Annotated in this window: 2 protein-coding genes; both read left to right on the forward strand. The window is 63.4% G+C overall.

The window, feature by feature from the left end; translation table 11 throughout:
* On the forward strand, positions 1-513 hold a 513-nt coding region (locus AC1DUU_RS31640; RefSeq protein WP_476787253.1), incomplete at its 5' end, for an endonuclease/exonuclease/phosphatase family protein.
* A gap of 111 nt (positions 514-624) precedes the next feature.
* On the forward strand, positions 625-1559 hold a 935-nt coding region (locus AC1DUU_RS31645; RefSeq protein WP_476787254.1), incomplete at its 3' end, for an acetyl-CoA hydrolase/transferase family protein.

Genomic DNA, 1559 nt, shown 5'->3' on the forward strand with positions numbered 1-1559 from the left:
CGCATGAGCCATGGCTGGCACGGCAATGTGGTGCTGTTTCGCAAGGGGTCGGTGAGCTCGGCGCGGCAGATCGTTCTGCCCGGGGCCGAGCCGCGCGGAGCTGTCGTCGTCGATCTCGAACTCGAAGCGGGTCCCTTGCGCATCATCGCGGCGCATTTCGGACTGCTGCGCCACTCGCGCAAGCTGCAGGCTGGTACGCTTTTGACCGCAGCCGAACTGCACAGCGACAAGCCGACGGTGCTTGTCGGCGACCTCAACGAATGGCGGCTGGGCAAACGCTCGTCGCTGCGCAGTCTGGAGCCGGCCTTCGGCCCGATGCATGCGATCGTTCCGAGCTTTCCCTCGCGCTTTCCTGTATTGGCGCTCGACCGCGTCATGGCGAGGCCGCACAATTTGCTCACCGAGATCGAGGCCCACGATACGGCACTTGCGCGTATCGCCTCCGATCATCTGCCGATCCGGGCCGTCATCCGGCTGAACGTCAAGCGTAACGGCTTGGCCGAAGCGGCCTGACGCCGCCCGCATCCGCGTCACAATCGCCCCTTGCACCGACATGAGGATGCCATATCAGGTAGCCTCAATGGGGGCGAGGAACGAAGCGCAACGGCTGGAGCGAGGCGAGACATGGTGCAAACGCGGATAGGCTGCGAAAGCCTGCGATCCAAGGTGATGAGCGCCGAGGATGCGGCCTCGCTGATCAAGTCGGGCTCCACAGTCGGGATGAGCGGCTTCACGGGTTCGGGCTATCCCAAGACAGTGCCCTTGGCTCTAGCGGCCCGCATCGAGGCGGAGCATGCCAAAGGCAATCCGTTCCGGCTGCGTGTCTGGACCGGCGCTTCGACCGGCCCCGAACTCGACGGGGCGCTTGCCAAGGCCGACGGCATCGAGTTCCGTCTTCCCTACAATTCCGATCCCATTGCCCGCGAAAAGATCAATCGCGGCGAGATGGAATATTTCGACATGCATCTGAGTCAGGTCGCGCCGATGGCCTGGCAGGGCTTTCTCGGCCCGCTCGATACGGCGGTCGTCGAGGTTTCAGGCATTTTGCCGGATGGCTCGCTGATTCCGTCGTCGTCGGTCGGCAACAACAAGACCTGGCTCGACCGAGCCGACCAAGTGATACTTGAGGTCAACCGCTGGCAAAACAGCCAGTTGGAAGGCATGCACGACATCTACTATGGCACCGCCCTGCCGCCGCATCGCGTGCCGATCCCGCTGGTGAAACCGGACGACCGTATCGGCGAGAGCGTCTTCCGTTGCGATCCTGCCAAGATCGTCGCCATTGTCGAGACCGATGCGCCCGACCGCAATTTGCCGTTCTCCAAGCCCGACGACGTCGCCCATGCCATCGCCGGGCATTTGCTGGAATTCTACGCTCATGAGGTTGCGAAGGGCCGGTTGCCGGCGTCGCTACTGCCGATCCAGTCGGGTGTCGGCAACATCGCCAATGCCGTGCTGACCGGGCTGGTCGACGGCCCGTTCGAAAACATGACCGCCTACACCGAGGTGATCCAGGACGGCATGCTGGACCTGATCGATTCCGGCAAGCTGCGCATGGC

Source organism: Aminobacter sp. P4_H6_2 (assembly GCF_056400805.1).